Annotated in this window: 5 protein-coding genes and 1 tRNA gene; 4 read left to right on the forward strand and 2 right to left on the reverse strand. The window is 71.7% G+C overall.

The genetic code is table 11. The features are described 5' to 3' along the window. Window positions 1-1131 (forward strand): RDD family protein (locus WMI84_RS16165; RefSeq protein ID WP_347354804.1); only part of this gene is annotated, 1131 nt, incomplete at its 5' end. Between the two features lie 663 nt (window positions 1132-1794). Here the strand turns inward: WMI84_RS16165 and WMI84_RS16170 are convergent. Further along, on the reverse strand, window positions 1795-3231 hold the full coding sequence (locus WMI84_RS16170; protein ID WP_347354805.1) for a GuaB1 family IMP dehydrogenase-related protein: 1437 nt from the start codon (window positions 3229-3231) through the stop codon (window positions 1795-1797). Window positions 3232-3371: 140 nt separating this feature from the next. Between WMI84_RS16170 and WMI84_RS16175 the strand changes: the two genes are divergently transcribed. After that, on the forward strand, window positions 3372-3893 hold the full coding sequence (locus WMI84_RS16175) for a hypothetical protein (RefSeq protein ID WP_347354806.1): 522 nt from the start codon (window positions 3372-3374) through the stop codon (window positions 3891-3893). 68 nt (window positions 3894-3961) lie between these two features. Here WMI84_RS16175 and WMI84_RS16180 read toward each other — a convergent pair whose 3' ends face one another. After that, window positions 3962-5374, reverse strand: a complete 1413-nt coding sequence (locus tag WMI84_RS16180; protein ID WP_347354807.1) for an MFS transporter — start codon at window positions 5372-5374, stop codon at window positions 3962-3964. 65 nt (window positions 5375-5439) lie between these two features. Between WMI84_RS16180 and WMI84_RS16185 the strand changes: the two genes are divergently transcribed. Then, window positions 5440-6027, forward strand: a complete 588-nt coding sequence (locus WMI84_RS16185) for a TetR/AcrR family transcriptional regulator (RefSeq protein ID WP_347354808.1) — start codon at window positions 5440-5442, stop codon at window positions 6025-6027. A gap of 77 nt (window positions 6028-6104) precedes the next feature. Beyond that, a tRNA-Phe gene (locus WMI84_RS16190) sits at window positions 6105-6181 on the forward strand. The last annotated feature ends 95 nt before the right edge of the window (window positions 6182-6276 follow it).

Genomic DNA, 6276 nt, shown 5'->3' on the forward strand with positions numbered 1-6276 from the left:
GCCGCGATCGCCCGGATCGACTTGGACCAGCTCGTCGCGCGAGTCGACCTCAACGCCATGCTGGACCGGGTCGACCCGAACCGGCTGCTCGACCGCGTCGATCCCGACCGGCTGCTCGACCGGGTGGACCCGAACCGGCTGCTCGACCGCGTCGATCCCGACCGGCTGCTCGACCGGGTCGATCCCGACCGGCTGCTGGACCGCGTCGATCCCGACCGGCTGCTGGACCGGGTGGATCCCGACCGGCTGCTGGACCGGGTGGACCCGAACCGGCTGCTGGACCGGGTGGACCCGAACCGGCTGCTGGACCGGGTCGACCCGTCGCAGCTGCTGGACCGAGTGGACCCCAACCAGCTGCTCGACCGGGTCGACGTCGACGAGCTGATGTCACGTGTCGACATTCGCGCCTTGGCGGCCCGCTCCGGAGTGGCCGATCTGGTGGCCGAGAGCACCAGTCAGATGGCCACCTCAGTGCTCGACGTGGCGCGCCGCCAGGTCGCCGGACTCGACACGCTGGTAAACCGCGTCGTCGGTCGCGTCCTACGCCGGGACCCGGCCAGGCAGCCGCTTGCTCCTGCAGAGCTCGTCGCCATCGCGCCCCCCGCGGACGAGATCGTCGCGCCGCGACGTACCAGCATCACCGGACACTATGCCGGCGTCGTACCGCGCGCCCTCGCGGCGATGCTCGACGTGCTCGTCGTGGTCACGACCTTCTCCCTCAGCTACGCGGGGGTCGGACTGCTCACCTCTGCCTTCTTCGGCGTGTCGATCGGCGAGCACCGGTCCGGCCCCGCCGCCACGTGGGCCTTCGTGGCCTGGGCCTTCTGCTATGTGTTCGGGACCATCGCGGTGAGCGGCCGCACGCTCGGCAAGGCGCTTGTCGGGCTTCGCGTCGTCTGCGCGAGCGGTACGACCGTCACGGCGGGCCGGGCGTTCGTCCGAGCCATCGCGCTCCCAGTGAGCGCGGTCCTCTTCGGGCTCGGGTTTGCCCTCAGCGTGGTCCAGCCGCGACGCCGGGCCCTGCACGACCTCATCGCCGGGACCGCGGTCGTGCACGACTGGGGCGACCGCCCGGCCGAGCTGTCCGCGCCGTTGTCCGCCTTCCTACAGCGCGCCTCGACCCGCACGTAGGCACCGCCCAGGCCACCCCGAGGTCTTCGCGGAGCGAGGTTCTCCTCAAGCTACCGAGCACATCGGAACCGTCGACGGACGGGAGCGTGGTACGCGGTCATGCCACGGCTCGGCTCCGGCCTCCACGTCGCCGGTCATGTCGCGCGACCAACCCCGACCGAGCACGCGCACCACACCTGCCTGCGACATGACACGCGACATGACCCGCGCCGCGACCCTAGGCCCGCTGCCACGCCCGGCGAGGAACGTCCTCCACCGTGCCGCCCGGCAGCTCCGGCCCCCACGTCGCCGGTCATGTCGCGCGACCAACCCCGCCTGAGCACGCGCACCATACCTGCCTGCGGCATGACCCGCGACATGACCCGCGCCGCGACCCGTGGCCCGCTGCCACGCCCGGCGCGGAACGTCCTCCACCGTGCCGCCCGGCAGCTCCGGCCTCCACGTCGCTGGTCATGTCGCGCGACCGACCCCGCCCGAGCACGCGCACCACACCCGCCCGCGACATGACACGCGACATGACACGCGACATGACACGCGACATGACCTGAGGCACGCTGCCACGCCCCGTCAGGACCACGCCGGGCCATCGGCACGTGACTGGACCGGGCCATCGAGACCTGACTGGGCCGCACCTGGGACAGGGGACCACACCCCGACCCGGTCTCACCAGGACGTGTGCAGCGGGCGCCCCTCCGCGTACCCGGCCGTGCTCTGGACCCCGACCACGGCACGGTCGTGGAACTCCTCGAGGTTGCGCGCACCGGCATAGGTGCAGCTCGACCGGAGCCCGGAGATGATCTCGTCCAGGACGTCCTCGACCGAGGGCCGGTCCGGGTCGATGTACATCCGAGCGGCGCTGATGCCCTCCTCGAACATCGCCTTTCGGGCCCGGTCGTAGGCGGTGTCGGCAGCGGTCCGATTCAACACCGCCCGCGAGGAGGCCATGCCGTAGGACTCCTTGTACTGCCGACCTTCACTGTCTGTGTAGAGGTCACCGGGTGACTCGAGGGTGCCGGCGAACCACGACCCGATCATGACGTTCGACGCGCCGGCGGCCAGCGCCAGAGCCACGTCGCGCGGATGGCGCACCCCGCCGTCGGCCCACACGTGCCGACCCAGCTCCCGGGCGGCCGCAGCACACTCGAGCACGGCGGAGAACTGCGGGCGCCCGACCGCCGTCATCATCCGGGTCGTGCACATCGCCCCGGGCCCCACCCCCACCTTGACGATGTCGGCGCCCGCCTCGATCAGGTCTCGCGTCCCGGCCGCGGACACGACATTGCCCGCGACAACGGGCAGCACCGGCCCGAGTGCGCGCACCGCCCGGAGTGCATCGAGCATCTTGTCCTGGTGACCGTGCGCGGTGTCGATGACGAGCACGTCGATCCCGGCCTCGATCAGGCCCGTGGCCTTCGCCGCGACGTCGCCGTTGATGCCGACCGCGGCACCGATCCGCAGCCGCCCGGAGTCGTCCGTCGCCGGCCGGTAGAGCCCCGAGCGCAGCGCCCCCGACCGGGTGAGGATGCCGGCGAGCTCTCCGGCCGCCGTCACCACGGGCGCGACCCGACGATGCGACTCGGACAACAGGTCGAAGGCGCGCCGCGGCTCGATGTCCTCGGGCAGCGTCACGAGGTCGGTGAACATCACGTCGCGCACCTGTGTGTAGCGGTCGACCCCGGTGAGGTCGGCCTCGGTGACGACGCCGACCGGACGGTTGTCGGCGACGACGACCGCGGCCCCGTGGGCCCGCTTGCTCAGCAGCGCCAGCGCCTCCCCGGAGGTCGTCGAGGGGGTCAGCGTGATCGGGGTGTCGTGGACCAGGTGCCGGGACTTGACCCAGTCGACGACGTCGGCCACCACCTCCAACGGGATGTCCTGCGGGAGGATCGCGATCCCGCCCCGCCGGGCCACCGTCTCGGCCATGCGTCGGCCTGCGATCGCGGTCATGTTCGCGACGACCAGCGGGATCGTCGTGCCGGACCCGTCCGGCGACCCGAGATCGGGGTCGAGCCGGCTGGCCACCGACGAGCGGCTCGGCACCATGAAGACGTCGTCGTAGGTCAGGTCGAACGTGGGCAGGAGGCCGTTGAGGAACTGCACGCAGGCCAATCTACGGCCGGGTCCCGGCGTGGGTGACCGCCACGCCACCGCCCGAGGTGAGGTATGCCGCTCAGCCGGCTCGGCGGCATACCTTCCCAGGATGGTGGTTCCGGTCGCCGATGCGTTGTAATGTTGATTACATGATTACGAATGACGCCCTCGAACGGGTCCGCGGCTGGTTCACCGGACGGTTGCCCGAGCAGTGGCGGGTCGCCCCGCCGGAGATCACCGTCGACCGCGACGAGATCACCGTCGTGCTCACCATCGACGACGTAGACCTGCCCGACGGGTCCAGCGACGCGGAGCGATCCGAGGCACGGGCCGGGCGGGCGAAGGCCTTCCGCGAGGACACCCGTGACCGGCGGATCAGGGTGGCGCGCGAGGCGGAGCACCGCTTCGAGCGCAAGGTGTCCTGGGCCGTGCGCGTGGGCGACCGGACCGAGCTGTTCACGCACGTCGCGACGCCGACGATGACGCGGCTGCGCCAGCCGGAGCGGCTCGTGCTCGACACCCTCGTCGACGCCGGCGTCGCCCGGTCCCGGGCGGATGCGCTGGCGTGGTGCGTGCGCCTCGTCAAGCAGCACGAGCAGGACTGGCTCGCCCAGCTGCGCGAGGCCATGGAGCACGTCGCCGACGTCCGCGGCCAGGGCCCGGCCGCTTGACCCACCCGCCGCCGCCCTCGCCCCGTGGACAGGGCGGCGGCTCGTGGGCCGGTACCGCGTGACCCGGCTCAGACAGCAACGCGGCGGCCCGGGATGAACAGGGCTGCGATGGCAGCCGCTCCGACGGCGGCGGCACCCGTGAGCAGGGCCGGACCGACGGCGCCGTCGTAGCCGGTCGGTGTGATGGCGCCACCGTTGGCCAGGAACACCGCCACGAGGACCGCGATACCGATGGCGACGCCGAACTCGCGCAGCGTGGAGTTCGCCGAGCTCGCGACCGCGAAGTCGGAGTCGGGCAGCCCGTCGAGGACCGCGGTGGCGCTGGGCGCGAAGGTGAACCCCATACCGGCGCCGGCGAGCAGCAGCGGGACCACGAAGGACGAGTATGCGGCGTGGCCCTCCGTCAGCGCCGCGAACCAGGCGAGGGCCGCAGTCTGCGCGGCGAGGCCGACCAGCAGGAGGGGCCGGACCCCGACCCGGCGGGCGAGCACACCGGCCAGCGGGGCGAAGAGCATCGGGGCCGCCGTCCACGGGAGGGTACGGATGCCCGCTTCGAGCGGCGAGTAGCCCATCACGACCTGCAGGTACTGGGCGAGCAGGAAGACCGCGCCGAACATGCCGAGGGTGAACAGCAGGCCGATGGCGTTGGCCGCGGAGAAGCTGCGTGAGGCGAAGAGGCGCAGCGGCAGGACGGCGTCGGCCCGGCGGCGGGCCCACAGGAGGTAGCCGGGGACGAGCAGGCCTGCCCCGACGAGCGGGCCGAGTACCGACGGAGCGGTCCAGCCGTGGTCGTTGCCGTGCACGATGCCCCAGATCCCGAGGAAGACGGCCCCGCCGAGCAGCAGCGTGCCGACCGGGTCGAGCCGGGGCCGGCCTGCGGTCGACTCGCGGATCGCGAAGCGCAGCAAAGGGATCGACAGGATCGCGACGGGGACGTTGAGCCAGAAGATGGCCTGCCAGCTGATCCCCTCGACGACGGCGCCGCCGATGACCGGTCCGAGCGCGACGCCGAGCCCCGAGATGCCCGACCAGATGCCGATCGCCACGGAGCGGAGCCGCTCCGGGACGGCCGAGGCGAGCAGGGTCAGGGAGAGCGGCATGATCGCCGCGGCGCCGACGCCCTGGACGGCACGTGCGGCGATGAGCGCAGTGGGGGTGGTCGCGAGCGCGCTCGCGATGGACGCGAGGGTGAACACGGCGATGCCGGCGATCATGACGCGGCGGCGCCCGAGCCGGTCGCCCAGGCTCGCCGCCGTGAGCATGAGGCTCGCGAACGTCAGCGTGAACGCGTTCATGAACCACGACGGCTCGGTGACGGTGGCGTGCAGGTCGGCGTCGATGACGGGCAGCGCACTCGTCAGGACCAGGTTGTCCAGGGTCGCCATGAACATGGGCAGGGAGGCCGCGGCGATCGCGACCCAGACCGGGACGGTCCGCGGGGATGTCCCGCGTCTCGGTGGCGAAAGGATGGTGGCGGTCATGTCAGCTGCTTGTTGGCATCGACTGATTACTACTTGTCAGGCAGAGTAAGTAATCGACTGATAACATGTCAACTGCGAGGACGGAGGTGGCCATGGTCACGGCGAAGCCGCGGATGAAGGGCTCGGAGCGGCGCGAGGTCATCCTCGACGCCGCGACGCGGGCGTTCGCACAGGGTGGGTTCACCGGCACCACCACGGATGCCGTGGCCCGCGAGGCCGGGGTGTCGCAGCCCTACGTGGTGCGGATGTTCGGCACGAAGCTCGAGCTGTTCGTCGCGGCCTTCGAGCGCGCCTGTGAGCGGGTCCGGGAGGTGTTCGAGCAGGTCGTCGAGGCGGGCTTCGACCCGGCCAGTGAGGCGGACCGCGACCGGCTCGGGGCCGCCTACGCGGCGCTGCTGGCCGACGAGGACCTGCTGCGACTGATGATGCACGGCTTCGCCGACGGCAGCGTGCCCGAGATCGGGGCAGCCGGCCGGGAGCAGATGGGCGCGATCTTCGCCACCCTGCGCCGGACCGGCTGGCCCGACGAGGCCGTGCGCGACTTCATCGCCCACGGCATGCTGCTGAACGTCCTGCTGTCGATCCGCGGCCTCGACGACCGCGACGACCTCGGGCCGCTCAGCGCCCTGGTCCGGTGCTCGCTGCCGGAGTGAGGTCGGTCCGGCGGCCGACCGGGAGGACGGTTCCCGGCGTCGGTCCGGGGTCCGATATAGTTCCTCAAGTTGTGCCCGGCCAGGTAGCTCAGTTGGTACGAGCGTCCGACTGAAAATCGGAAGGTCGGCGGTTCGACCCCGCCCCTGGCCACCACCGAGACCGCAGGTCACACTCTATGTGACCTGCGGTTTTGTCGTTCTCGAGTGCTCAGCCGGGCGACTCCGGCAGGTCGCACGAGTGACCGTGAC

It is taken from the genome of Intrasporangium sp., from assembly GCF_039812505.1.
Classification (GTDB): Bacteria; Actinomycetota; Actinomycetes; order Actinomycetales; family Dermatophilaceae; genus Intrasporangium_A.